Origin of the sequence: Roseibium algicola (assembly GCF_001999245.1) — a bacterium.
GTDB lineage: Bacteria > Pseudomonadota > Alphaproteobacteria > Rhizobiales > Stappiaceae > Roseibium > Roseibium algicola.
The window spans coordinates 2,223,237-2,247,977 of the sequence record NZ_CP019630.1 but is presented as its reverse complement, the minus strand read 5'-3'; the positions used below and the strand labels follow the sequence as shown (position 1 = coordinate 2,247,977).

Genomic DNA, 24,741 nt, shown 5'->3' with positions numbered 1-24,741 from the left:
TCCAGTGATTGACGGCTTCAGACTAGGCGTGATCTAAGTATTGGTGAAACGAATATCTTAAATGTCAGATATTGAAAAATTGGATGAATAATCTCGACAGTGAACTCCTCCGAACCTTTCTGGCGGTCGCCGGGACGGGCAGCGTCACTGAAGGTGCCCGCCTGATCGGCCGGTCACAATCGGCAACCAGTCTTCAGATCATGCGCCTTGAAGAGGTGATCGGGCAGGATCTGTTCGAGCGGACCGGCCGAGGCGTGACACTGACGGAGACCGGGCAGCGCCTGATGCCGGTCGCAAGGGATGTGAAAGAACGGCTGGATGCCGTCCTGAGGGAAATCACCGCCGACGGTTTGCGCGGAAAGCTTCGCCTCGGCATTCCTGACGATCATGGCCAGGCAAAGCTTGCGAAGATCTTGTCTGCTTTCGCACAATCGCACCCGCAGGTGGAGCTTGAGGTAACCTGTACGATCAGCACCGATTTCCCGGAGCTGCTGTCCAGGGGAAAGATGGATCTTGCCGTCTACGAGGTTGAAACGATCGGCAGGAACGAAGAGGTGGTCTTCGAGGACCCGACCTGCTGGGTAATGTCGCGTTACCGGGATCTTCTGGCCGAAGAGCCGGTTCCGGTCGCCCTTTTCGACAGCGCCTGCTGGTGGCGTGAGGCGGCCCTCAAGTCGCTTGAGGCAAGAGGGAGGCCTTACCGGATTGCCTTTTCAAGCCAGAGCGTGGCGGGCGTAACGGCTGCCGTGGAAGCGGGTATTGCGATAGGACTTCTGGGTCGGTCTACTCTCGCGGGCCACCTCAAGGTGCTTGGTAACGAGCATGGGTTTGCCTCGACACCCATGTCGAAACTTGTCATCGGCGTTGCAGCAAGCGCCAATCAGGATCTCGTCAGGACAATGAAGTCCGCTATTCGGCAGGCATTTTGAACCGCTCCAAGCCCTTCAGGGCAAGCTCAACCTGGTCATTCTGCCACCGTCGACCGTGTAGACCTGACCGGTGATAAAACCGCTTTCCTCCGCTGCCAGGAAAGCGACCAAGGCGGCAACTTCCTCCGGCTTGCCCGTCCGGCCAGCCGGGTGGATCTTGCCAATATCGCGCCGGAAGGCATCTGGATCCGGGGTCGCCTTGATGAATTCGAGATTGAGTTCCGTATCGATCCAGCCTGGCGCAACCGCGTTGCAGCGGACGCCGTCCTTGCCGTGATCGACCGCAACGGCGCGCGTCAGGCCGTGAAGCCCGGCCTTGGAGGCGGAATAGGCAGCGTGTAGCGGATTGCAGCCGATGCCTTCGATGGAGCCGACATTGACGATGCTTCCGCGTGTCTGGCGCAAATGCGGCAAGGCATGTTTGATCATCAGGAAAGGCGCGGTCAGATTGACCGCCAACGAGTGCTGCCAGTCGGCGAGCGACATGTCTTCGATCGCCGCTTCCTGCATCAGGCCGGCATTGTTGACGAGCACATCCAGCCTGCCACCTTTCGTTACCACGTCTTCGATAATGCGGGCAGGGGCTTCCATGTCGGCAAAATCCGCCCGGACATACTCAAACTCCGTATCCTCGCCGCGCTGGGCCGTGAAGACCCTGGCACCTTCATTTTGCAAGCGCCGGGCAATCGCACGACCAATGCCGCTTCGCCCGCCCGTGACGAGGACAGTCTTTCCTTCGAACCGCATCATGACACCGGTTTCCCGCCGTTGACCTCAACCAGTGAACCGCACATGTAGCGCGCGGCATCGGAAGCAAGAAACAGAACGACGTCCGCGATATCATCCGGCCGCGCCACCCGGCCAAGCGGAACGGTCCTGCCCAGTTCGGCAATCGCCGTTGCGGGGTCAAAGCCGCGCTTTTCGAACCCGGTCCGCAGCATCGGTGTGTCGACCTCGTTCGGGCAGACGGCATTGATGTGGATGCCCTGGTGGGCATGGTCCCGGCCCATGCACTGGGTCAGCGAAGCGATCGCCGCCTTGGTCATGCAATAGACAGCGTGGTTCGGGCCCGGGTGAACACCCCAGCAAGAGGCGATGTTGACGATGGCCCCACCTCCGGCCTCCGCCAGCAACGGGATACCCGCCCGGCAGATACGGAAAGGAGCTTCGACATTGACCCCGATCGACAGCGCCCAGTCCTGATCGGTTGTCTCGGTCACGGGACCACGGGTAATGACGCCGGCGTTGTTGATGATGATGTCGAGGCCGCCAAGTGCCTTGGCCGCGGTGCGGGGCAGTGCGTCTGCATAGGCCGGGTCGAGCAGGTTTCCCGAAATCCGGACTTCCGCATCAACGGCATCGCAATTCCGGTCGGCTGCGGCCACGCGTGCCCCTTCTGCCCGCAGCATCTGGGAGATGACTTTGCCGATCCCACCGGCGGCGCCCGTTACGAGGGCACGTTTGCCTTTAAAGCGCATATCGGCCTCCAGATCAGAAAGTAGCTATCGCCGTGCCGAACAGGGTCTCATCCGGTTCGACACCAAGGCCCGGGCCTTGTGGCAGGGCAATGTGACCGTCCCGGATGCGCACGCCTTCGCCGATGGAATAACTGCCCTCGATCATGGGCTCCGCAAGCCAGACCCCTTCCAGCAGAGACGGCTTCACCGTCGCAGCTACATGGGTACAGGCGGCAGCGATGATGTCGCCGCCCCAGGCATCGTCGCAGGTATGCGGCAGCGAGACGGCTTCGCAGATATCCCGGAACGCAGTCATCTGCTGCAGTCCGCCGATCCGGGTCACTTTCATGCCAAATCCATCGACCAGTCCGCGCCCGGCGGCACGGATGACCGTTGCCAGGTCGACACCGTTCTCGTCCATGTAAAGTCCGTGGTGGATCTGCGGCCTGATCTTCTCCAGGTCCTCGATCCGGTTGCAGGGCTGTTCCAGAATGAACGGAATATCCGGGCATTCGCGACTGACGCGCAGCGCGTCTCGTGTGGTCCAGCCTCGGTTGCCGTCGACCGCAAGACGCATGCCGGATCCGGCGATCTTGTCCCAGACCCTGCGGATCGTCTCGATATCGCGCTCGACGTCCTTACCGCTCATCTTGATCTGCAGGCGCGGGTAGCCTTCGTCCCGTTTCTCCGCGGCAATGCTGGCGATCTCTTCGGGAGCACCGACACCGGTTGCGTAATAAGAGGGAACGCGTTCCGCGGCGACACCACCGAGAAGATCGGCAACCCTAAGTCCCAGATGTTTGCCGAGCAGGTCATGAACGGCAATGTCGATTGCCGCCTTTGCGTAGTTGTGCCCGTTGAGCTGGCCGTTCATGAGGCGACCGATCGTCAGGGGGCGAACATCCTGGCCAATCAGCGCAGGGGCGATCTGCTGCAGCGCCGCCTGCGCTCCACCGGAATGCGCTTCGGCGTAAGTCGGGCCGACGGGGCAGGTTTCCCCCCAGCCGATATGCCCGTTGTCCGCGATCAGCTTGACCAGGGTGGTCTGGAGAGACCAGACCTCGGCGTTCGCCATCTTGTAGGGGCCGCCCTTGACCGGCAGGTCATGGCGGAAGATCTCGACAGACTTGATTTTCATGAACCGCCTCGCAGGGCAGAAGAGAAAGCACGGGCAGCCCGGTTTTTGGCCGGTACCGCGGTTCAATAGTCCTGGTTCAGCGCATCTGCCGCCGGGATTTCACGCTCGCGCCGCGCGATGTAATCGAGAAGGGCCTCGTTTTTGGCGGTCTCGAGAGCAGGCTCCTGATACTCGGACAGAAGCTTGCGGGCGATGCCAAGCGCCCGTTCCGTGATCTCCACTTCTCCCTCGGCCTTCCATTGCTCGATGGAATTGTTGTCGAAGGTCTCCGGCATGAAGAACGCCCGCTGGAAATTCTCCTGGGTGTGCGGGTGCCCCAGGTAGTGGCCTCCGGGGCCGACGTCGCGAATGGCGGCAAGGCCTTCATCGAAATCGTCCCAGCGCGGGCCCTCCGCCATGCGGTAGGCCATTGCGCATTGCTCGGCGTCGACAATGAACTTGGCAACGGAGCAATGCATCCCGGCCTCGTTCCAGCCGGCCGCGTGCCAGATATAGTTGGCACCTGAATGGATAACGGCGCTCAGCGTTGCTGCGCTCTCATACCCGGCTTGCGCGTCAAAGGTCTTGGCACCGCCGAGCGATCCGGAGGTCCGCCAGGGCACATCGTAGAACCGCGCCATTTGCCCGATCATGAAGTTCATCAGGCTGATCTCGGGGGTGCCGGCCATCGGCGCACCGGATTTCATCGAGACCGTCGACAGATAATGCCCGTAAATCGCAGGTGCACCCTTCCGGATCACCTGCGTGTAGGCAAGCGCGCTCAGGGCTTCCGCGTTGAGCTGGGCAACGGCGGGGACAACGCTTGCCGGGGTATTGGCTCCGCCAAGCACGAAGGGGGAGCAGAGCACGGGCTGGTTTCGTTTCGAAAAGGCCCGCATTGCTCCCAGCATGGTCTCGTCCCAAACCAGCGGAGAATTGCCGTTGCAGTTTCCTGTCGTGACCGGATGGGTCTCCAGATACTCCTCACCGAACAGGATCGCGCACATTTCCATGACATCTTCGGCGTTCTTCGGGCTTGTCGTCATGCCCATGAAGGTCTTGTCCGAATGCTTGATCGAAGAATAGGTGATGCGCAGGTGCCGGTGGCTGATGGGGTGGTCGTACGGCTCCACGATGTGGTGGGCGCTGGAATGCAGGGCCGGCAGCATGTGGCTGAGCTTGTGGAACATGGCCAGGTCCGCAAGCGTGGGATTGCGTCGCTCATTGTCGAGATCACGCAGAAATGGTGCCCCGGTCATCGGCACGAAGATCGAACGATCTCCTCCAAGCGGGACATTCTTTGCCGGATTGCGGGCATGATAGGTGAAGCTGGATGGGATCGAACTGATGAGCTCACGCACCAGCCCCCGGTCCAGGTAGACCCTCTCACCCTCGACCTTGGCGCCGGCCCGCTTCCAGTCTGCAAGGGCAATCGGATCGCGAAAGACGATTCCAACCTCTTCCAGGATTGCCATGGAGGCATCGTCCAGCTTTCGGACCTGCTCTTCGTCCATGGGTTCGCACAGGGGAAGAGTGCGCCGCAGACCGGGCAGCATGGTATGGTCGGGAGCGGTGCGAATAGCCCGGCGGCCGGCACGGCCGCCGCTGCGGCTGCGTTGGGCAACACTCATCTTGTTCTCCGGTAATCGGTTATTTTGACAAGAAGAATGCGCCTGATTTACCGCCCGACAGTGCCGAAATACGAACTGGCACTGCATTTTCCGACATTGTTGGAGAATAATCGTTTTTCATCTAAAAGAATTATCTGAGATCTGTCTCAGTAGACCAGAATATACGCGCGTAGCATTTTCCGTGCCTGTCTGAAAATCAAAAATCATTCATAATAATGTTGCTGTGCACAATATCTGGGCAACCAGTCAACATTAAACATTTTAAATGAGGAATTTACCCATGGGGGTGGCCGAGCAGGGGCAGTTCGTGTTTTGCTATGTAAATGTCGCAAATGAGCATCATGGTTACAAAAAAACAACGGATGCTACGTTTGGGAAATTGGCAAGTGACTGTTTAAGAAGAACCGGAAGGGGAGACAGATGACGAAGTCCAAAGATGCCGAGATGCTCGAAAGGCTTGAAGCAGCGGCCCGCACGGGAGGGATCAGTAAACGTGATTTCCTTCGCTACTCCGTGCTGGCCGGACTGACAGCAAGCACCGCAACAGGCCTGTGGTCGACCGAGGCGAAAGCCCAGCCCAAGCAGGGCGGGACGTTCCGCTGGGGGATCCACGACGGCAACACCTCAGATTCTCACGATCCGGGCACCTATCTGACCCGTGTGATGATTTTCCTCGCCCACACGCACCGCAGCTACCTGACGATGATCATGGGCGACGGGTCGCTTGGGCCGGATCTGGCCGACAGCTGGGAAGCCAGCGAGGATGCGTCCGAATGGACCTTCAAGATCACTGAAAACGCCGAGTTCCACAGCGGCAGGAAACTGACGGCTGACGATGTCATCGCATCGCTGAACCACCACCGCGGCGACAAGACAACCTCCGCAGCCAAGGCGCTGCTGACGGATGTCACCGACATCACCAAGGATGGCGACTATACCGTTGTCGTGAAGCTGTCCGGCGGCAACGCCGACTTCCCATGGCTGATGACCGACTATCACATGGCGATCTGCCCGGCCAACGACGACGGCACGATCGACTGGCAGTCTGGCGACGGCACCGGTCCCTACAAGATCGACAACGGCGAGTTCGGTGTCCAGTTCAGCCTCAGCAGGCATGACGGCTGGCACCGTGAGGGCGCCTATTTCGACAAGGTCGAGCTGATCACCCTGAACGATCCGAACGCTCGCCAGACGGCACTTGTGACCGGCGATGTGGATGCGGTCTCGCTGATCGAGCTGAAGACCATGGGTCTGCTGCAGCGCAATCCGAACATCAAGATCCACAACATCCCGTCCGCGGGCGCGATCACGCTGCCGATGTTCTGTGACACGGCACCGTTCGACAATCCGGACGTGCGCAACGCGCTTAAGCTGGCCATGAACCGGGATGACATCATCGAGAAGATCACCTTCGGTGCAGCCACCAAGGGCAATGACTTCCACCATTCGCCGGCCCAGCCTTACTGGCCGGACGACATCCCGCAGCGTGATTACGATCCGGACCAGGCCAAGTCTCTGCTCAAGAAAGCGGGCGCGGAAGGTCTCACGGTCAGCCTCAGCACCGCGGACAGCGTCTATGCGGGTGCAGTCGACATGGCGGTGCTTTATGCCGAACACGCCAAGGCGGCGGGTATCAACATCAATGTCGTGCGTGAACCGAACGACGGTTACTATTCCGACGTCTGGCTGAAGAAGCCGTTCTGTCTCGTGTCCTGGGGCGCGCGTCCGACACCTGATGTCATGTACACGCTGGCCTACAAGAACGACGCGGCCTGGAACGAGTCTCACTGGAAAAACCCGCGCTTCAACGAGCTTCTGCTTCAGGCCAAGGCCGAGTTGGACGATACCCGGCGCGCGGAAATGTACCGCGAGATGGCGATGCTGGCCCGGGACGATGGCGGCACTATCATCCCGTTCTTCAACAACTTCGTTTACGCCAACAGCGCGAAGGTAGGCACGCCTGAGAAACTGGCTGCCAGCTGGGAAAATGACGGCGCGCGCGCCGCCAGCCGCTGGTGGTTCGAGTCCTGATTGAGGGGTTAGGCGGCGGCTAAGGCCGCCGCCTGCAATTTGGCCCTGCCCCGGACGCGGGACGGGCCGACCTGGACGGACAGGGCTCCTGCCAACGCAAAGCAAAAAGAGCTGACAGGAACCTGCCCGATATGTGTCCGGCGGCGCTATGTGCCGTGCCGGGCTTTCCTATTCTGGAGGGACAAATGGGGGACATCCTACAGCTGGTCCTTAAGAGACTTGGCTTAGGTGCGATCACGCTACTAGTGGTCTCTATCCTGATCTTTTTTGCAGTTGAACTGCTGCCCGGCGACATTGCCCAGGCCGTTCTTGGACAGGGAGCAACGCCTGAAACCGTCGCCGCCCTGCGAGAGAAGCTCGGCCTCGACCAGCCCGCAATCCTGCGATATTTCCAATGGCTCGGCGGTGCACTCACCGGTGACTTCGGCGTCTCGCTCGTCTCTGGCGAGCGGGTCAGTGCTGCCATCAGCGACCGGTTCGTCAACACGCTTTTCCTGGCGACCTATGCGGCTGTCATCGCGGTGCCGGTTTCCATCGTTCTCGGCGTGATTGTCGCTCTCCTGCGCAATACCCTGTTCGACAGGGTCGCCAACGTGGTCACGCTGACATCGATTTCCTCTCCGGAATTCTTTCTCGGCTACATCCTCATTCTCTACCTGGCGGTCAAGACCAACTACTTCCCCGCCATTGCCAGCCTCAGCGCGGACATGAGCTTCGGGGATCTGTTGCATCGAACCTTCCTGCCGGCGCTGACCCTGGTGCTGGTGGTGACGGCGCACATGATGCGCATGACACGCGCGGCGATCATCAACCTTCTGGCCTCGCCCTACATCGAGATGGCGCGGCTGAAAGGCGTTCCGCCCTGGAAGGTGATCGTCAAACATGCTCTGCCCAACGCCTGGGCGCCGATCATCAACGTCGTCGCACTCAATCTCGCCTACCTCATTACCGGCGTGGTTCTGGTGGAAGTGGTCTTCGTCTATCCGGGCGTGGGCCAGCTTCTGGTGGACGCGGTTGCCAAACGCGATTTCCCGATCGTGCAGGCCTGCTGTCTGATCTTCGCGGCAACCTTCATCCTGCTGAACCTGGCAGCCGATGTGGGCGCGATCCTGACCAATCCGCGTTTGCGGCATCCGAAGTAAGGGCAGCGACATGAGCACATTCGTTATTGGCTACTATGCGCTGCTGATCGGGGCTTCCTGCCTGGCGGCCTATTTCAACAAGCGCAAGATCTTCATTCTTGTCTTTTCCCTGACGATGATCTCCTTCATCGCGGGGATCATCGGCGGCGCTCCGGCGCTCCGGTTCATTACTACGGCTGCCGGTCTTCTGGCACTGGCCGCCGGGACATCCTTCGCGTTCCGGGAGTTCCTGATCATCATCACGCCCGCCGGTGTTTCCAAGGAGTTGCGGACCGCACCTCTCACAGCGGCCTTCGGCATGTTCGTGATCTTCACCTACGCCATCGCCGGGGTCTTTGCCCCCGTGATTGCACCTTTCGGTGAAGCACAGGTCATCTCGTCGGCCTTTGCACCGCCGGATGAAACCATGCTTCTGGGGGCAGACCAGCTCGGCCGCGACATGTTCAGCCGCATCATCTACGGCGCGCGCAACTCTGTCGGCCTCGCGCTGCTGGCAACCATGCTGGCCTTCTTCATGGGAGCATTTGCAGGCCTGCTTGCCGCCACCAAGGGCGGTTGGTTCGATCAGCTCATCGGCCGTGTCGCAGACGTCATCATGTCGGTACCGTCACTGATCTTCGCCCTGCTGATGCTCAGTATCTTCGGCACCAACCTGGTGGTGATCGTGATCGTCGTTGCCGTCATCTATTCGCCACGCGTCTTCCGTCTCACCCGGGCGGTTGCCGGCAACGTGGTGGTGATGGACTACATCGAAGCGGCCAAGCTGCGCGGCGAGGGCACCTGGTACCTGATCCGCCGTGAAATCCTGCCAAACTCGACAGCGCCACTGATCGCCGAATTCGGTCTCGAATTCTGCTTCGTGTTCCTGTTGATCGCAGGCCTGTCGTTCCTTGGCCTCGGCATTCAGCCGCCGACCGCCGACTGGGGCTCCATGGTGCGTGAAAACGCGACACTGATTTCATTTGGCGAAATGACGCCGCTGATCCCGGCGGCCGCCATTGCACTTCTGACTGTCGCGGTGAATTTCGTCGTCGACTGGATGCTGTTCCGGTCTTCCGGCCTGAAGGAGGTTTGAGAATGGTGCCGAAAAAAGACGTACTGCTTCGGGTCACCGATCTCCGGATCGAGGGATACTCGGACGAAAAATGGGTCGAGATCGTTCATGGCGTCAATCTTACCCTGCACAAGGGGGAAGTGTTGGGGCTGATCGGAGAATCGGGTGCGGGCAAATCGACCATCGGCCTCGCCTCCATGGGCTTTGCCCGTGACGGCTGCCGGATTTCCGGCGGCTCGATCGAGTTCGACGGCATGGAACTGACGACGACGCCGGAGAGCGATCTCCGCGCGTTGCGCGGATCGCGCATCGCCTATGTCGCCCAGTCGGCTGCTGCCTCGTTCAATCCGGCACACCGGATTATCGACCAGCACACGGAAGCGCCGATCCAGTACCGCATTCAAAAGCGGGTCGAGGCGCAGGAAGACGCCATGCAGCTGTACGAGCGGCTGCGCCTTCCCAACCCGAACGAAATCGGCTTCCGCTATCCCCACCAGGTCTCCGGCGGCCAGCTGCAGCGCGCGATGACCGCCATGGCCATGGCGTGCCGGCCGGATCTCATCATCTTCGATGAGCCGACCACCGCGCTGGACGTAACCACGCAGATCGAGGTTCTGGCGGCGATCCGGGACATTGTCGACCAGTTCAACACCGCGGCGATCTACATCACGCACGATCTGGCGGTGGTGGCGCAGATGGCCGACACTATCAAGGTGCTGCTCAAGGGCGAGGAAGTCGAGGAGGCGCCGACCGAGCAGATGCTCGGGTCTCCCAAGGAGGACTACACCAAGAGCCTTTGGGCCGTCCGCAGCTTCCAGCGGCCGCAGAAGCAGCGCCCGACCGAGGCAGGTGCCATTCCGATCGTTTCCGTGCAGGGAATTGATGCGGCCTACGGCAAGACCAAGGTGTTGGATGATGTTTCCTTCGACATCTATCCGGGCATGACGGTTGCGGTTGTCGGCGAATCCGGTTCCGGCAAGTCTACGACGGCGCGCTGCATCACCGGTCTGCTGCCGCCCACCAAGGGGCAGATCCTGTTCAAGGGCGAGCCGTTGCCGCCGCGCTATCAGGACCGCAGCAAGGATCAGCTTCGCCAGGCGCAGATGATCTACCAGATGGCCGATACCGCGCTGAACCCGAAGATCAGGATCAGCGAGATCATCGGTCGTCCGGCCCAGTTCTATGGCGGGCTGCACGGCGCGAAACTGAAAAACCGTGTCGATGAGCTTTTGGACCTGATCGAGCTGGACCCGTCAAAATTCTACAATCGTTATCCGCCGGAGCTTTCCGGCGGCCAGAAACAGCGTGTGGGCATTGCCAGGGCCCTGGCGGCCGATCCGGCCTTCATCATCTGCGACGAGGTGACGAGCGCGCTCGACCAGCTTGTGGCGGAAGGTATACTGAAGCTGCTCGATCGGCTGCAGCAGGAGTTCAACCTGGCCTACATGTTCATTACCCATGACCTGGCGACGGTGCGCTCCATCGCGGACGAGGTTGTGGTGATGCAACGCGGCAAGGTGGTGGAGCAGGGGCCGAAGGACGAGATGTTCACGCCGCCGCATCATCCCTACACGGATTTGCTGCTGTCTTCGGTTCCCGAAATGGATCCGAACTGGCTGACGACGCTTCTGGAAGAGCGCGGCACCGACGCCATTGGCGAAGCCGCCGACGTCTGATCGCAGGCGGTTTGCCTGCCTTAAAATGCAATCACCCCCGGAGGTCGCTCCGGGGGTGATTGAAACTCTGCCGACTTTTCGTCAGGCGTGCGGGATCAGCCGACCATCAGGTAGCCGGAAAGAGCCATCGCACCCACGATAACGGCGTAAACGCCGACAAGCGCCGGCCAGGAGCCGCTCTGTGCCTTGTATTCGCGAATGAGATCGTCCCGGGTCATGCCGACCTCCAGAATTTGCCCAACTCTTGAGCGGGCTGGTGAATATTTGATCTGCCGGACAAATACGGGAGGAAAGTTAAGATTTCAATGAGTGAAAGCACGAATCTCCCTCCTATTTTTGCATAACTGTTCTGCGTTCCATTCACGTAAAGCATAGCAACTCGGTGAAACCGGGAGATTGCGGCTCAGCCGGCTGACCGGCTGTAGCAAGAAAGACGCCTCGGGCCCTTGCAAGGTCCTGCATGGAGACGGTATCCGTCACGCCGACAGCGAAGCTGGAACGCCTTGTGGCGAACCGGCCGGTCCGGACAACCGGGCAACCGGAAATCGCTCCCAATCACCTGTCCGCGCGGCCCGAACCGGTCGCAGGCAAAGATGGCGACGGAACCAGATGATCGAGACACCCTACTATCTGATCGACAAGGCGAAGCTGCTCCGCAACATGGAGAAGATCGCCTACGTTCGAGAGCGGTCTGGCGCAAAGGCCCTGTTGGCGCTCAAGTGCTTCGCGACCTGGTGTGTTTTCGACTTCATGCGCGAGTATATGGACGGCACCACTTCGTCGTCGCTGAACGAAGTCCGGCTGGGGCATGAGCGCTTCGGCAAGGAAACCCACGCCTATTCCGTGGCCTATGCCGACTACGAGATCGATGAAGTGATCTCCCATGCCGACAAGATCATCTTCAATTCCATCAGCCAGCTGGAACGGTTCGCGGACAAATCCGCCGGCATCGTGCGCGGGCTGCGCCTTAACCCGATGGTCAGCTCCTCCAGTTTCGACCTTGCCGACCCGGCCCGACCTTTCTCCCGCCTCGGAGAATGGGACGTCACCAAGATTGAAAAGGTCATGGACCGGATCAGCGGTTTCATGATCCATAACAACTGCGAAAATGCCGATTTTACGCTGTTCGACCGCATGCTTGGCGATATCGAGGAAAAGTTCGGCGGGCTTTTGAGCCGGGCGCAATGGGTGAGCCTTGGGGGCGGTATCCATTTCACGGGGGACGACTACCCACTCGACCTCTTCGCCGACCGCCTCAAGACCTTCGCCGAAAAATACGGCGTTCAGGTCTACCTGGAACCGGGCGAAGCCTCGATCACCCGGTCGACCACACTGGAGACGACGGTGCTGGACACGCTCTTCAACGGCAAGAACCTGGCCATCGTCGATGCGTCCATCGAAGCTCATATGCTCGATCTGCTGATTTACCGCGAGACCGCGAAGGTGACCCCCAACGAAGGGCCGCACAGCTACATGATCTGTGGCAAGTCCTGCCTTGCCGGCGACATATTCGGCGAGTTCAACTTCCCTGCCGAACTCAAGACCGGTGACCGGGTTTCCATTCAGGACGCGGCGGGTTACACGATGGTCAAGAAAAACTGGTTTAATGGCGTGAAAATGCCCGCGATTGCGGTCAAGGAAGTGGACGGCACAGTCCACGTTGCTCGTGAGTTTTCATACCAGGACTACGAGCAAAGTCTGTCTTGAGACTTGAACCCCGAACACCCCCAAGGTCCAAGGAAGGTATCTTTATCAAATGAAAAAGACTGTTCTCATCATCGGCGCCGGAGGTGTCGCTCAGGTGGTGGCGCATAAGTGCGCTCAGAACAATGATGTTCTCGGCGATATACATATCGCCTCGCGCACCAAATCCAAATGCGACGACATCATCGCAACCGTGCATGCCAAGAAGGCGCTGAAGCAGCCGGGTGTTCTGGAAGGACACGAACTCAACGCTCTGGACATTGCCGCCACCAGCGCGCTGATCCGCAAAACCGGTGCGCAGATCGTCATCAATGTCGGTACCGCCTTCCTGAACATGTCCGTCCTCAGTGCCTGTCTGGAGACGGGAGCGGCCTATATCGACACGGCCATTCACGAAGAGCCGGGCAAGATCTGCGAGACCCCGCCCTGGTATGGCAACTACGAATGGAAACGGGCCGAGGAATGCGCCGCCAAGGGCGTCACCGCCATTCTGGGCGCCGGTTTCGACCCGGGCGTCGTCAACGCCTATGCCCGCCTTGCCAAGGACGACTATCTCGACAAGGTGACCGAGGTCGATATCGTTGACATCAACGCCGGCAGCCACCAGCGCTATTTCGCCACAAACTTTGATCCGGAGATCAACTTCCGGGAGTTCACCGGCACGGTCTATTCCTGGCAGCAGGGCAAGTGGCAGGAAAACAAGATGTTCGAGATCGGCAAGGAATATGACCTGCCGGTGGTCGGCAAGCGCATGGCCTATCTGTGCGGCCACGACGAAGTGCATTCCCTGGCAAAGAACATGGACGGTGCGGACGTCCGGTTCTGGATGGGCTTCGGCGAGCACTACATCAACGTCTTCACCGTTCTGAAGAACATCGGCCTCCTGTCCGAGCAACCGGTCAAGACGGCGGAAGGACTGGAAGTCGTACCGCTGAAGGTGGTCAAGGCGTGTCTGCCGGATCCGTCTTCGCTGGCGCCTGAATATACCGGCAAGACCTGCATCGGTGATTTCGTGAAGGGCACCAAGGACGGCAAGGAGCACGAGGTGTTCATCTACAATGTTGCCGACCACAAGGAAGCCTATGAGGAAGTCGGCAGTCAGGGCATTTCCTACACCGCCGGCGTTCCGCCGGTCGCGGCCGCCATGCTGATCGCCACCGGGGAATGGGACGTGAAGAAGATGGCCAACGTGGAAGAACTGCCTCCGCATCCCTTCCTCGGCATCCTCAACCGCATCGGCCTGCCGACCCGCATCAAGGACGCCCAGGGCGACCGCGCCCTGGAGTTCTAAGTCCAGGCCCTTTCCAGCTGATCAACCTGCGCAGCCCCGGTTACCCACCGGGGCTGTTTGCGTTTCAGTCGACAGCAAACGGGCTGCATAGTGCCCTCAGGCCTCGCCCACGAACAGAAAGCCGTCTTTCGAACAAATATCCTGCAGCCAGCCAGCCCAAGCCGGTCGTCTGAGCGCCCGATTTGGTCGCTTTGAAAATCTGGTCGGGAAGGGTGTTCACAGAAAGGCAAAAACACCCATCGCAGCGAGCCGATGCCCAATGGCTGATTGCGATACTGAAAGTCAGGAGAATTGGCGCACCCGACAGGATTCGAACCTGTGACCTCTGCCTTCGGAGCGCGTCTGGACGGTTTTCGCCACTGTTTCTATTCACTCGCCGTGACACGCTAAGTCACTATGTAAATTAGATTTTTCTAGATCCGCAAACCGAAGTCAGTATCCAGGAACGCGTCGCAGTTTCCGTCCGGGTGCTTCCGTGGTGCTTCCGTAAGAGCGCCTCCGGGACCACTCTAGTTCAGGAGAATTGACGTGCCGAAACTGACCAAGCGAATTGTAGATCAAGCAGAAACGGGCAAAGCCGACTATTTCATTTGGGACGATGACCTCCAAGGCTTCGGCCTCCGGGTCTTCACCTCCGGGAGGCGGAGCTATGTCGTTCAGTACCGCGCCAAGGGCCGCTCGCGCCGGTTCACCATCGGTCCGCATGGCGTGTGGACTCCCGAGACTGCCCGCAAGGAAGCCCGTGTGTTGCTTGGGCGTGTCGCACAGGGCGAGAACCCGGCCGAGGAGCGTGAACTCGATCACAAGGCGATCTCTGTCAAGGAGCTCTGCCAGCGATATTTAGAGGATGCCAAGGCTGGGCTCATCCTCGGAAAGAAGCGCCGCCCGAAAAAGGAATCGACGATCTACACCGACGAGGGACGGATCAAGCGTCACATTGTCCCTCTGCTTGGAACACGCCGGGTCAAGGATCTGACATCCGCGGATATCACGCGCTTCATGCGTGATGTTGCTTCCGGGAGGACGAAGATGACCGAGAAAACGGGAAAGCATGGCAAAACGATCGTGCGGGGTGGCGTCGGTACGGGTACGCGCACATTGGGTTTGCTTGGTGCCATCCTTACCTATGCGCGCGAGAATGGCATTATCGAGACCAACCCGGCGCATGGAATTCGCAAGGCCGCCGACCAAAAACTCAACCGAAGGCTTTCTGAAGACGAATACCGGCTTCTTGGTCGATTGCTTTGTGATGCTGATCGGGACGATCAGCTTGCGACTGCAGCTGCAATGGTTCGTGCACTTGCGCTGACAGGCTGCCGGCGTGGGGAGATCATTAATCTTGACTGGCGGGAAGTTGATGCAAACAATAGCTGTTTACGGCTTCGGGACAGCAAGGAAGGAGCGTCTGTTCGTCCTATCGGATTGCCGATTGTGGAACTTCTTGAGGCACGGCAGACTGATGCGATAGCCGGTGCCGTGTTTGAGGGAACGGTCGAAGGAAAGCCGTTCATTGGTTTCCCCAAGCATTGGCGCAAGATTCTGGCAAACTCGCCGCTTGTCGATATCACGCCGCACGTCCTGCGTCACAGCTTTGCCAGCGTTGCGAATGATCTCGGATTTACGGAGTCGACTATTGCGGCTCTTCTGGGCCATGCGCAGGGAACCATCACCAGCCGCTATATCCACTCGGTCGATACGGCGTTGATAATGGCGGCAGACACGGTTGCCGGGTACATTCAGGGCCTTCTGGACGGAGTGCAGTTCACACGAACAACTTATGCATTGGATCGCCATACACGGGCAGCTGCAATGAACAGAATACTGGCAGAACGCCTCGAAGGTGGCCAAAAACATGTCGTTCAGGTTGCCTAAGTGGGGCCTCAGTCAGCGGAAGCCGCTTCGCCCCTAAGAACGATTTGGCAGTCCGGTCAATCCTTCCGGGACGATAGTGGCTTTCGGTTTCATTGCTCGGAATTGAAAGGACTATCACCCTTCGACTCGCGCTGAAGCCCGCAGGCCCGGTTCTTCAGCTTGCAGTCATGTAAGCAAGTTAAGAAGAGCTAGGAAGTCGCAGTATTTGGCACTGCGTCATGTCCAGGCTGTCGAAATGGTGCCGTTTGCCGTGCGTGCGTAAGCGCACGTGCGCGGCGACCGCTCTGGAATTCTGACGCTTTCCGTTCAAACGAGATGCCCGTTGGTTGGTCAAAGCAAAGATTGTAGCGGAGGAGCGCTGCCGCCTATTCGCACACCTACCGGATATACGCTACAGGCTCCAATTGTTCTCTCGGCTGCAGGCAGCATAGTCGGTAGCCCGTCTGACGGGTTTTGAGGCCGTCAGCAGACTGTCTGCTCCAGGAAATTCGGTCACCTAAGCCGACATTCGTCAGGACAATTTTTGCGGTGGCTGTCGGCCCACAGCTGCCGTTTGAACGCGTCCTAGTCTACGTCCGCTTCGCGTCCCCCAAGCGGACTATCACAGGTTTTCGGTCGATTCCCGAAAGCCGTCATTCTTTGCAACTCAAACGAAGGATGACTATGGGCGTTGTGTGAACATTCGTGGAATGTTCTACTAAGGTCTGCACTGCAGACGAAGTTATCGATACATGAACGGGTTGCCTTTGAGCGTGCCCTCCTCGAGCGCCTGCGCCGTAGTAACTGCACCCGTTACATCGTCCATACCTTCGCATCTCGCAGGTAATCAGGCACTTTGTGATCACGTGCCGCAGGATGGTTCTCCAGTGCCATTCGCAGTGTACGCACTGCATTAAAAGCTTGGTTGATCAACTGGCGCTGTTCAGCGATATACTTCTGGTCGAATTCGTTGTCTTCTACTTTGTGTGCTGGCTTCTGACGTACTTTGCGTACCGCTCGGAAGTTGTCAAACATCTCCACCATTTCCGTTGGCTCGGCTGGCGTGAACTTCTTGCTAAGCCATTCTTCAAGGAGTTGGATCGTACCTTTTGGCTGAGTGATTGGGTTTCCATCTTCGTCGGTCAAGTTCCGATTGAGGTCCAAATCACCCTTGAAAAACTTGCGGTTCAGATCGTCGCTCAACAACTGATCTAGTAACAAGGCGAAGTCCCGAAATTCTTTCTTGGTTGGCCTAATCAATATCCCAAACCCGCGTGGACGTTTTAATTCGCCATACTCGGTAAGGAAAAGCTTGGGTTTACCCATGAGTTCGCAAATTTGATTGATTTCAATCTTCTCTTGCAGAAATGCGTCATAAATCGATATCCGTTCTGGGAAATCTCCAAGAATCTGGGTCCGGTAGAAATCGGGATGCAACTGGTACTTTCCCGTCAACTCATGTTTCTGCATTTCTATTTGCTGCACTTCAGGCAAGTCGTGCAGGTATCGGATAAAGGCCGCCACGGCCCGATGCATCTCTTCATCGTACGCAAAGCCGAATTCAAAAAAATCCAAGCCGTCTAGAACGACCGCTCGATTTGCTACCTGTGTACCTTCTTTCTGAAGTATCCGACCGTGAATGTCGTCGACATCAAAGTCAAAACGAGGGTCATTTCTATACCATTCTAGTGCACGAAGATCGAACGTCCGGTAACTGAGTTGAGGTTCCCCCTCCTTGAGCGCCTTAGTGTACGGTGCTTTCTCGCCAGCCCCAGCGTTTCTTTCTTTGAGCAGATCTGGGGATGGGTAGAGGCACCCCTTAAGGCCACCAGCCTCAATCTTTTCGAGTTGAGCGCTAACTTGTTCCGCCGGAAAAGCTTTAATATGGGGGTTAGGATGTCCGTCGCCGCGCACCAAGTCCAGTTTACCTTCAGCAATCAACTCGATGATGGCAGCAACATCACCAGCGTATGCTAACGAGGTTACGCCTAGGCCGTTGAAATCACCGGACCGTAAGTATTGAGTTATTACCTGTTCCAGAACAGCGTTCTTGCGGCCTGCGCCGACGGTCTGAAACCATTTTTTTCGGTAGTTGGCTAATTTGGTGCGGATACCTTTGATGTTCATTGTTAGAGTCCCCCTTTGAGCGCGAGGCACGCGTCTCTGATCGAGACTTGCCAAAACCGGCCCTCTATTGCACTGCTCTGCATTACAGAGAACGGCTCAGAGCTGACCTTCTCTGCGACTGAATTGGACGACGGCAATATGTCCGCTTATCGGGCGTTAACCGGCCTCAATTTAATCATGAAATCAGTCGCTCGCTTCAACCTAAACGAATGCCTTGAATGAGCGTGAGTAGCATTTCGTGGCGCGAGAAACATTCAATTATCGATTTGTCAAATTTAGACGTTTAAAACAAGGTTGCAGTTTTGTGGAAGCGAATGCTTAGGCATCGAAAGTTTATTTGTATTTAGGAGAGTTAAGCCAAAAAGACGCAAATCAGATTCACCGATGAGTCGCTCTTCAACGTGACGCTCCTAATAATTGCATTTAACCTATGTTCCGTGTATGTTCTCAGTCAATCGGGAGAACCAACCAAAATGCCGATACAGTTATGAAAGCCCTACGCTTGCCAGTGTGCAGGTTCTGCGGTCGCACTTGGCTTCCGCAGGAAGGTGTTGTCGCCGCAAAGAACTTCTGTACCGCCTGCAGCAAAGACCGACGAAATCTCGCAATCAAAGCCTTTGGCGCGAAACCGCCCGTCAGGACGCCGGATTTGGGGCCATACGCGCTGCCGCCGAAACGTCGAGCTGTTTAAGTCCGAAGAAAAGTCTCAAGCGCTCTAATCGCAACCTGCGATCCAACTTGACCGTTTGACCCACCGAGATTGCGCGTTCGTCCCGGGCCGATGGGTTCGCTCCAGGCTCGCCAATCGTGGCGACGAAGAGAATTGCGGTTCCATTCGACACGAATAACTCGCCCACCTTGCTGTCTTCGCCAACGCACCTGCTGGCCACCGACCTCACATTCCCAATCAGGTTCAGTGGGCAAGCCAGCGAAGGCCGCCTGCACCTGCGCGACATTCTGGGTGCGGAGATCCGTGTCGTCGTGCATCATCGCTCGAATTGTTCGACGCCAACGTTGCGGGATATGCGGGAGCCACTTGAGTTTGTCGCGAAAATCGCCATCTGCGATCACCATTCGCGGCAGTTGGGATTCCAAGTACCATTCATGCCCGTGTAGCAAGCGATACAGAGTCATGCCGAGTGCCCAGATGTCTGACTTCGCACTCGTAATTCCAAGTTCCCAATACTCGAATGCCAAGTGATCGCGATATCCGGCACCGATTGCGTATCCGTGCAGCAATTCATCTGTGACAAGACCGAAGTCTCCGAGGCGCGCGACGCCGTTCTCGTCAATCAGAATATTCCCCGGTTTGATGTCGCGGTGGATCATCCCCCTCGCGTGCAGATTGCTCAGCCCGAGCAATACTTCATTCCCCACTTTCCGCACGTCTGACAGCCTCATCGGGCCTGCTTCGTATTGAGATTGCAGTGACCCGCCAGCGCATAGCTTCATGCAGTATCTGATGCTTTTACCGTCCAAGCTTTCGCCCAAGTGATACACTGGAACAACGTTTGGGTGTTCCGCAGCAGCAAGGTGCCGTGCCTCCCGCAGAAACTCGGCTTTCGCGGCGTCCCAATCTGCGTCGCTTTGATCATCCTTTTTAGAAATGATCTTCACAGCAACGTCGCCATGAACTTGATCAACCGCAGCATGGACATCGCCGAAATGACCACTACCGATGTGATCACCTATTACAAGATTTGAGACGTGATTATTCATTGCGACCGCTTTCGGCCAAAAGCATTATCGCGGCCTCTCGGCTGCCCACCCGGAGGTCTTCACCGGTGAAATGTGTCTTCCAGAAGTCATCGTCTTTTGCGTATTCGTCGACTTTCCTGTCACCAAAATTCCTGCTGAGCGCTGCCTTCGAAAACTCCTTAACCTCGCAAACTGATGCCGCTGCGCCCTTAATTACACCTCTCAGTTCCGCACTTCGAAGATGTCCGATCTTGGTGCCGCCGAGCGACACCGCGCTGGCTTTGATCAACACCTTCGAAACGCCGTTGGCGCGAAGGTAGTCACGACACTGTTGGCCGATTACGTTGTAGGCGGCAGCCCGATCACCGCCTTGCAGCTTCCATGTTTCGTCATTTTGAAGAATGAGTAGACCCTCATCAGGAACTTCGGCGTCAACCACAATGGCCTTGTCACCAGTTACAACAACTCCAACCCATCTTTCAGACATCTACTCAGGCTTTCATTTTCGATTTACTCTCATTCTGGGTTTATCCAAAAATTCATGGCAAGGAAAGGTTGTATCACTTGCCGTAAACGGGTGAATTGACAAATAGGCTCTCTGCGATCCGCAGCGAATAACAGCAGAAGAGAACTGCGCAGCGACATTAACCTCCAGCGTAGGATGAACGTTTTGGTGCGGTATTGCCTGACTGTTCCGTGGACGGAAGTTAGCTTTAGCTTATTTGGCGCCTGAAAGCCGACAGTCCGCTCACGGCCCCAATCCGGTCATTCGTTCCGACCGCAGCGAACTCACACTCTCCGCCCGGTCAGGACCTCATTGCAAAGCGCGGCGAATGGCTGCTTAGGGGCTTTGAATTTAAGATCGCGAAAGACCGAGATGGACGTGTTGCTGACAGACAGATGTATTGCAGACCCAAACCTCCCGCCCCATCGGCGGATCGTTTCATAGGACACGATAATTCCCCGCTCCAATAACATTTCCTCGACAAGGCGCAAGCTCATCGGAGCAAGAAATGGAGACCAGTTTGGGTGAGCAGGTCCCCGCGCGATGCTCACGCAGAAACTCAGCAACGGTCGGAAGCTGGCATCGCCAAACTGGGACGTAACGGCGATCATCAGCTTCTCGCAAACGCCAGTAGCGGCGCGAAATCGTGATTGTCGGCCGAGTGCAGCGCGGCGATATATTCGGCGCGAAGCATTCCGATGTCACGCAGGTTTTCACCACCCCAACTGAAAGGCTCGCCCCTGAGCCGGGCGATGAGAAGATCCGCCATGAGTCGAGCGAGACGGCCATTTCCATTGGGAAAGGGGTTTATGGCAACGACCCCGTGATGAAGCCGAACTGCGATTTCATCGGGCGAGAAGGAGCGGTGCTCAATCCAGTACTGGACGTCGCGCAGCAAGCCGCCGAGTTGCAGATGGATTTGTTGCGGGTCGATGCCGATATTCTTTTCCGTTTTCCGGACCGAGCCAGCCCACGACCAGACATCCCCAAACATCCTCTTGTGCAGCTCGAAAACGAAACCTTCGGTCAATAGATCTGCATTGCGGCGGCGATCGATCCAGGCGACCGCATCGTCGATATTTGCCTGCTCAGCTTCATTGAGATCGGCACGGGTCGTGATCCACGTCTGCAGCAGTCCCTCTCGCTCTTCTGCATCAAGGGGCGTTGCATCGTCGGGCTGTGCAAAGACGTCGCTCACGTGGTCTCCCAGAGATCGCGATCGCGCAACGCTGTCTCGATATAGTTCCGGATGCGCTTCTCCAGGTCGCGATCGACCCGCTGATCCTCGAGCGCCATGGAATGTGAGACGCGGCCGAGCGCCCGCAACGCAATTTCGCGCGCCCTGTGATCGACCATCTCGGTGAGACTTGTCTTGGGCACGAGCGCATAGACAAGCACGCAGTCCATCGCCTCAGCAGCGCGGCGTAGCGTGTTGAGCTGGATCGTGCCACTCGCCTCCGAGCGCTCGAGGCTGACAATGCCCTGGGCGGTCATGCCAAGCCTTTTTCCGAGCTGGGTGCCTGTCATGCCGATCGCGTCGCGAATGGCGCGGACCCACCCTTTTGGTGGCCTGGCGAAGCTGTCGATTGGTTTGATCGACGCCAGTTTGCTGTCGAGCCGATCTCTGGCTCTGTTCCGAATCGCGGGTTTCATAAACTCATGATTATATTTAAGACGAAGAATTATCAAGTTATAACTTGATATGATAATTAGGATGATAAAGCCAGAAATTTATCTGACAGAGCCTTTTGGAAAGCTATAGATTTATCTTTAGCCGCGATGCCTAGGTCGAATGCAGGCGTGTTGGTGCCTTAAAACCGCCAGTGCATAAGGCGGCATTCCTCAGAGTAGGGTGATCGATACATCGCTCAAGCAACGCGACACCATCATCTTACATGCCAGGGATAAATGGTTCCAAGTCACCAAGATCTGGTACCCTGCATCACGGGGGAGGCCTGAGGCCTATGCTACCTTGGCAATTAAGGCGAACCAGGATGTTGAACGCTATTCTGAACGTCAGTTGGTCCGGGTCGCGACGTGAGAGGCGCGTGGGTGGGTTGGACATGATGTGAGAGGAAGAAGATCTGCTTCTACCCTTGCCCGCCCGTTTCCGGCCTCGTTTCGCGGTTGCGCGAGCCAAATGCACAGGTGGTGTTCGCTTTCTGCAATCCTGCGTTCCGCCTTTACGGCTTTACGACTATGCGGGGGGAAGGCCTTCCCTCTGACCGGCACTGTGTTGCCGGCCACCCCCTTCTGCGGGGAGACCCCGCAACGCCCCCTGAGAGTGAGAGTGCGGACTGGGTTTGCCGTGACGGGTCGGAAGCTGGAGAAGTGATTTCCGGCGCCCGTCGCGGAGAACCGCGATGTCCAGAAATGCTGATCTTCGCGGAGAAATGACCGGGTATTTCGACCGAGAACTGGCTCTGGCGCACTTTTTCTGATGAAAGGCTGTTAGGAAGCGCCAATCAATTGCGCCTGCAATAGATCGAGTTTTGCTCCGCCGTACATTTGGCGTTTGATGAGCTTCAGGCGCGTGATCTGTCCCTCGGTTTGCCCATTCGACCAAGGAGAGATGATGGCATTTCGGACGGCGTCGATATCCTTTTCGACGCTGTTGGCGAAGAATCCGACTAAGCTGTTCTTGGCTGCTTCAAGCCAGTCATCAAGCCTGTGTGTTGTCTTCGAACGAATCATGGATTGGAAGTCGCCAATGGCGTCGCGCGCGGCCACCAGTTCCGGAACACTCATTACAATCGCCGCCACCAGGACTGCCTCGGACTTCGCCAAATCATTGCGTGCGGCAGTCATCAACCGAGCGATAGCCCTCGCGGATGGCGTTCGGGCGAGCTCACTCTGGTTGGCCTTCTCTGCCATCCGCCGGCGCTGCGCCCATTGCGAGACGACACCGCTTTGCCCTGGAAAGCCCTTCTCTCGCATCTCGCGCCAAAGTGCCAAGGCGTTTCGAACCCTTCGTCCCAGCGGCTGTTAAGTCACGGCAGCTAGCTATCGAGCGAGCTGGGCCGTGTTCAAAAGACATCGAGGCGCTGGCCTCTAGATACGTCGCGGACAAGCTTGCGGCTATGACCGGTTTGCCGCACGATCTGCCGAATGGGGGCGCCCTTTTTTCGACAGCTCCCGGATCGCTTCATTCGTTTCCTGGCGGCGCAGATAACCCTCGTGTTGCAACTTTTCCGCATAAGTCAAAAGCTTGGGGTCAACGACATTGCTGCCGACCGTCTGCCTGATCTGGCGCATCGATCTGCTGACAGAATCAAGAAAGGCCCGGCTGGAAATCTCCTTCGGATGCCAACGGTCGGCGACCTGCTCCGCATCAGGCAGGGCCTTCGTGATGGCCTCGCCGTAGCCGTCACCCCGGTCGCGAGCGACGATCGATATCGACTGATGCTGGGCCAGCCATGACCGAGATGTATCCAGCGCGCGACCCGCAAGAGGATGACAGGCCTCCGACGCGGCAGGTCGCAAACGAATGTGCCGTAGGTCTGGCCACGTCGCAAGGCAAAGTCATCAATGCTTATGACAGTGAGATCATCGCAGTGATCGGCAATACGCCGGCGAACCACTCGCAGCAGCGTGTCGTTGCTCACTGGCATCATGAGGCGGTTGGCAAAGGCGGCGGCCGGTCTGCCGCCGAGTACCAGGCCAAGATGGTGGACGATTGTTTCCAGCCGCTGAATACACCGACCATAGTGAGCAAATACACTGCCATCGAACTGCTCGCAGAAGATGCGCCGACCGCATAGCACCAGAAGCGACGCGCGGCTATTGTCAATAGTACACGGCGACCAGAAAGCGGAAGATCAGCAGGTCGGCGCACATATCGGTTTTGAACTCTCGGGCTCACTCGTCCGCAGTCCGGACATCTTCCCAAGGGCTGCGGCGACCGCAACTGAATTTGAACGCCGTCCGCTGGTACTTTCACGTCATCTACTGAAAAGCCGTCAGGCGCGAGACTCGCGTGCGGAATTCAATGTCGCATTAGCGGGTCCTCCTGCGAGTCAGCAAAAGCCTGCCTTCAAATAGCGGCAAATGTGAGTCGGAGCCAATTCGCGGTCGAAGTGCCGAGTCAGTTCTCGTTGAAAATCAATAGTTTAAGCGTACTCCGAAATTTCGATCAAGTTGTCGTCCGGATCCCGCAGGTAAACCGAGTTTATCAGACCTTGCGCCCCTGTGCGTGCAACGGGGCCGTCTTCAATAGCAACGCCGCAGTTGTTCAAATGAATGATAACGTCCTCGATTGGCGTGTCGGTGATCAGGCAGAAGTCGGCGCTGCCTGGCGTCGGGTAAAGTGACTTGGGTTCGAACTCTTTTCCTTTTTCGTGCAAATTGATTTTCTGGCATCCAAAAGTCAGTGCTTTCCGGCCGCCGGCGAATTCCGTCACCCCCATTCCCAACACCTTGGAATAAAACGCGCAAGTCGCTTCGATGGAGGCAACGGTCAGGACGAAATGATCCACACGATTGATCTGCATTGCTGGATTTCCTGTCGATTTTCTGAATTGGCGGGGAT

General features: G+C 57.6%; 19 protein-coding genes and 1 pseudogene. 8 read left to right on the top strand and 12 right to left on the bottom strand.

Annotated features, from left to right (window positions below; translation table 11 throughout):
• Window positions 1-83 precede the first annotated feature (83 nt).
• On the top strand, window positions 84-929 hold the full coding sequence (locus tag B0E33_RS10500) for a LysR substrate-binding domain-containing protein (protein WP_077291190.1): 846 nt from the start codon (window positions 84-86) through the stop codon (window positions 927-929).
• A 15-nt stretch (window positions 930-944) separates the two neighbouring features.
• Here the strand turns inward: B0E33_RS10500 and B0E33_RS10495 are convergent, their stop codons facing one another.
• The 4 genes from B0E33_RS10495 to B0E33_RS10480 form a co-directional block, all read right to left on the bottom strand.
• The gene (locus B0E33_RS10495; RefSeq protein WP_077291189.1) at window positions 945-1,679 is read right to left on the bottom strand and encodes an SDR family NAD(P)-dependent oxidoreductase; all 735 of its coding nucleotides are present in this window, start codon (window positions 1,677-1,679) and stop codon (window positions 945-947) included.
• A complete protein-coding gene (locus B0E33_RS10490) occupies window positions 1,676-2,407 on the bottom strand; it encodes an SDR family NAD(P)-dependent oxidoreductase (RefSeq protein WP_077291188.1) in 732 nt (243 codons plus the stop codon). The genes B0E33_RS10495 and B0E33_RS10490 overlap by 4 nt, the downstream gene beginning before the upstream one ends.
• A 13-nt stretch (window positions 2,408-2,420) precedes the next feature.
• Window positions 2,421-3,524: a mandelate racemase/muconate lactonizing enzyme family protein gene (locus tag B0E33_RS10485; RefSeq protein WP_077291187.1), complete on the bottom strand. Its 1,104-nt coding sequence runs from the start codon at window positions 3,522-3,524 to the stop codon at window positions 2,421-2,423.
• 62 nt (window positions 3,525-3,586) lie between these two features.
• Entirely contained in the window at window positions 3,587-5,134 is a 1,548-nt protein-coding gene (locus B0E33_RS10480) for a trimethylamine methyltransferase family protein (RefSeq protein ID WP_077291186.1), read from the bottom strand.
• A gap of 420 nt (window positions 5,135-5,554) precedes the next feature.
• Here B0E33_RS10480 and B0E33_RS10475 point away from each other — a divergent pair, with 420 nt between their 5' ends.
• The 4 genes from B0E33_RS10475 to B0E33_RS10460 all read left to right on the top strand — a co-directional run bounded on the left by B0E33_RS10475 (window position 5,555) and on the right by B0E33_RS10460 (window position 11,037).
• Window positions 5,555-7,165, top strand: coding sequence for an ABC transporter substrate-binding protein (locus B0E33_RS10475; protein WP_022999163.1), 1,611 nt, complete (start codon window positions 5,555-5,557; stop codon window positions 7,163-7,165).
• Window positions 7,166-7,350: 185 nt separating this feature from the next.
• Window positions 7,351-8,307: an ABC transporter permease gene (locus B0E33_RS10470; protein ID WP_031268720.1), complete on the top strand. Its 957-nt coding sequence runs from the start codon at window positions 7,351-7,353 to the stop codon at window positions 8,305-8,307.
• A 10-nt stretch (window positions 8,308-8,317) separates the two neighbouring features.
• Window positions 8,318-9,382, top strand: coding sequence for an ABC transporter permease (locus tag B0E33_RS10465; RefSeq protein WP_022999161.1), 1,065 nt, complete (start codon window positions 8,318-8,320; stop codon window positions 9,380-9,382).
• A gap of 2 nt (window positions 9,383-9,384) precedes the next feature.
• A complete protein-coding gene (locus B0E33_RS10460) occupies window positions 9,385-11,037 on the top strand; it encodes an ABC transporter ATP-binding protein (RefSeq protein WP_062490987.1) in 1,653 nt (550 codons plus the stop codon).
• Window positions 11,038-11,132: 95 nt separating this feature from the next.
• On the opposite strand, the gene B0E33_RS31500 is transcribed toward B0E33_RS10460, so the two are convergent.
• Entirely contained in the window at window positions 11,133-11,255 is a 123-nt protein-coding gene (locus B0E33_RS31500) for a hypothetical protein (protein WP_022999159.1), read from the bottom strand.
• 391 nt (window positions 11,256-11,646) lie between these two features.
• Between B0E33_RS31500 and B0E33_RS10455 the strand changes: the two genes are divergently transcribed.
• The 3 genes from B0E33_RS10455 (at window position 11,647) to B0E33_RS10445 (ending at window position 15,904) form a co-directional block, all read left to right on the top strand.
• Window positions 11,647-12,744, top strand: a complete 1,098-nt coding sequence (locus tag B0E33_RS10455; RefSeq protein WP_077291185.1) for a carboxynorspermidine decarboxylase — start codon at window positions 11,647-11,649, stop codon at window positions 12,742-12,744.
• Between the two features lie 49 nt (window positions 12,745-12,793).
• Entirely contained in the window at window positions 12,794-14,032 is a 1,239-nt protein-coding gene (locus tag B0E33_RS10450; RefSeq protein WP_055657047.1) for a saccharopine dehydrogenase family protein, read from the top strand.
• Window positions 14,033-14,560: 528 nt separating this feature from the next.
• Window positions 14,561-15,904: a tyrosine-type recombinase/integrase gene (locus B0E33_RS10445; RefSeq protein ID WP_077291184.1), complete on the top strand. Its 1,344-nt coding sequence runs from the start codon at window positions 14,561-14,563 to the stop codon at window positions 15,902-15,904.
• A gap of 792 nt (window positions 15,905-16,696) precedes the next feature.
• Here the strand turns inward: B0E33_RS10445 and B0E33_RS10440 are convergent.
• From B0E33_RS10440 to B0E33_RS10400, 7 genes and pseudogenes are all read right to left on the bottom strand, one after another.
• Entirely contained in the window at window positions 16,697-18,010 is a 1,314-nt protein-coding gene (locus B0E33_RS10440) for a hypothetical protein (protein ID WP_077291183.1), read from the bottom strand.
• Window positions 18,011-18,697: 687 nt separating this feature from the next.
• On the bottom strand, window positions 18,698-19,729 hold the full coding sequence (locus B0E33_RS10435) for a serine/threonine-protein kinase (protein WP_077291182.1): 1,032 nt from the start codon (window positions 19,727-19,729) through the stop codon (window positions 18,698-18,700).
• Window positions 19,722-20,195, bottom strand: coding sequence for a hypothetical protein (locus tag B0E33_RS10430; protein WP_077291181.1), 474 nt, complete (start codon window positions 20,193-20,195; stop codon window positions 19,722-19,724). The genes B0E33_RS10435 and B0E33_RS10430 overlap by 8 nt, the downstream gene beginning before the upstream one ends.
• Window positions 20,196-20,823: 628 nt before the next feature.
• A complete protein-coding gene (locus tag B0E33_RS10420; RefSeq protein ID WP_077291179.1) occupies window positions 20,824-21,411 on the bottom strand; it encodes a mobile mystery protein B in 588 nt (195 codons plus the stop codon).
• Window positions 21,408-21,866, bottom strand: a complete 459-nt coding sequence (locus B0E33_RS10415) for a mobile mystery protein A (RefSeq protein ID WP_077293224.1) — start codon at window positions 21,864-21,866, stop codon at window positions 21,408-21,410. The genes B0E33_RS10420 and B0E33_RS10415 overlap by 4 nt, the downstream gene beginning before the upstream one ends.
• Before the next feature lie 798 nt (window positions 21,867-22,664).
• Window positions 22,665-24,198 (bottom strand): annotated as a pseudogene (locus B0E33_RS10405) (ISL3 family transposase).
• A 124-nt stretch (window positions 24,199-24,322) separates the two neighbouring features.
• Entirely contained in the window at window positions 24,323-24,703 is a 381-nt protein-coding gene (locus tag B0E33_RS10400; RefSeq protein ID WP_077291177.1) for a VOC family protein, read from the bottom strand.
• Window positions 24,704-24,741 lie beyond the last annotated feature (38 nt).